General features: G+C 74.1%; 2 protein-coding genes. One reads left to right on the top strand and one right to left on the bottom strand.

The features are described from left to right. Positions 1-27 precede the first annotated feature (27 nt). Positions 28-864 carry a DUF3027 domain-containing protein gene (locus ACTIR_RS0100895; RefSeq protein WP_026452872.1) on the bottom strand — a complete coding sequence of 279 codons (837 nt, stop codon included), beginning with the start codon at positions 862-864 and terminating at the stop codon, positions 28-30. A gap of 71 nt (positions 865-935) precedes the next feature. Between ACTIR_RS0100895 and ACTIR_RS0100890 the strand changes: the two genes are divergently transcribed. Further along, positions 936-1,730 (top strand): glutaminyl-peptide cyclotransferase, encoded by a 795-nt coding sequence (locus ACTIR_RS0100890; protein WP_026452871.1) that lies wholly within the window; start codon positions 936-938, stop codon positions 1,728-1,730. Positions 1,731-1,860 lie beyond the last annotated feature (130 nt).

The following is a 1,860-nucleotide window of genomic DNA, read 5'->3' as shown; positions in this document are numbered from 1 at the left end:
CTCCCGCGCCTCCGGCTCCACCCGGCGTCAGCCGCGGGTGGGCGCGTCGGCGCCGTCGTTCGCCCGCGGGTCGTCGGCCGTCTGCGGGGTGTCGGCCGCCTGCGGCATATCGCTGTCCAGCAGCGAGTCGTCGTAGACCACCTCGGCCACCGGGACCGGCGACCGACGTTCCATCTCCACCTCGGAGTGCGCGCCGCAGCCGAACTCCGCGTGGACGACGTGCCCGTCGGCGGGCGAGATCTCGTTGCCGCACACCCCGAACGCCGCGCGCAGCGACCCGGCGAGGCCGAGGTAGAACGCGCACGTGCCGCACGCGCCCGGCGCGCTGCGCGCCATGTCCGAACGCGGGCCGTACTCGCCGCGGTACCAGCGGGTCGCGGTCTCCTCGCGGCCGTAGCGGGACATGACCCGCTCCCGCCCCAGGCCGATCTCGTGGGCGACGTCCTCCACCTCGGGGTCGTCCGTGGTGGCGTAGGCCGGGACCACCCGCGGGTCGTCCTCCCGGGTGGGGAACAGGTCGCCCACCCCGAGGTCGCCGTGCCGCACCCGGCGCTCCCAGGGCACCCACCGGGGCGCCAGGATCGCGTCCGGCCCGGGCAGCAGGGTGACCTCGCTGACCGTGACGTCGGCGTCGGGGTCGGTGGCCGCGAGGGCCACGGTCACCGCCCAGCGCCAACCGCGGTACCCCGGCAGCAGCGAGTCGAACAGGTGGGTCGCCGTCACGGCGTCCTCGTGTTCGACGTCGACGTGCGCACCGACGTTGTGCTCCCCCGCGTCCAGGACGGCGGCCTCCCGCGCCGTCGGGACCGCCTCGGCCAGCTTGCGGCGGATCGTGCCGTCGTCGTGGGTGAGCAGCAGGGCCATACCCCAATTGTGCAGCATTTGGGCGTTCCGCCGATCCGGTGGGTTCTGCCAGGCTGGTCGGCGTGCGACGGATGATCAGCGGGGGGCTCGCCCTGGCCGTGCTGACCGCCTGCGCCCCGACCCCGGACGACGGGGACGGGACGGGTTCCCCGACGTCCGGGGTGGGGGTGGAACGGCTCGACGTCGAGGTGGTCGAGGAACTCCCGCACGACCCGGAGGCGTTCACGCAGGGCCTGGAGATCGCCGGGGACACGCTGTACGAGGGAACCGGACTGGTCGGTGAATCATCCGTACGCGCGGGCCCGGTCGGCGGGGAGCCGGAGATCGTGCGGCCGCTGCCGGAGCCGTTGTTCGGCGAGGGCCTCACCGTGGTCGGCGACCGGGTGTGGCAGCTCACCTGGCAGGCGGGCGTCGCGATCGAACGCGACCGGGACACCCTCGCCGAGCGGCGCCGCGTCGGCTACGACGGCGAGGGGTGGGGGCTGTGCCACCGGGAGGAGGCCGACGAGCTGGTGATGAGCGACGGCTCGGCCCGACTGACCTTCCGCGACCCGGCGGACTTCTCCGTCACCGGGTCCGTCACGGTGACCGAGTCCGGCACGGAACTGGCCGAGCTCAACGAGCTGGAGTGCGTCGGGGACGCGGTCTACGCCAATGTGTGGCACAGCGACGTGCTGCGGCGCATCGACGTCGACAGCGGACGGGTGACCGCCCGCATCGACGCCTCCGGCCTGCTCACGCCGGACGAGCGTGCCGACGCCGACGTGCTGAACGGGGTGGCGAAGTACCCGGGATCGGACGAGTTCCTGCTCACCGGCAAGCTGTGGCCCACGATGTTCCGGGTGAGGTTCGTCCCACAGGGTTGAGACCCCGCCGGGCGGGGTCGGGTACGGCAGGATTGGTCTATGCGTTCCGGTCGCAGGGGCAGGCGGAAGTGGACGCCCGAGCCGGGGTCCGGCCCCCCGCCGCACGAGCGGCGCCGGGCCCGGGGCCCCG

The organism is Saccharomonospora iraqiensis subsp. iraqiensis (assembly GCF_000430445.1).
Taxonomy (GTDB): Bacteria; Actinomycetota; Actinomycetes; order Mycobacteriales; family Pseudonocardiaceae; genus Saccharomonospora; species Saccharomonospora iraqiensis.
This window is presented reverse-complemented; position numbering and strand designations above follow the sequence as displayed.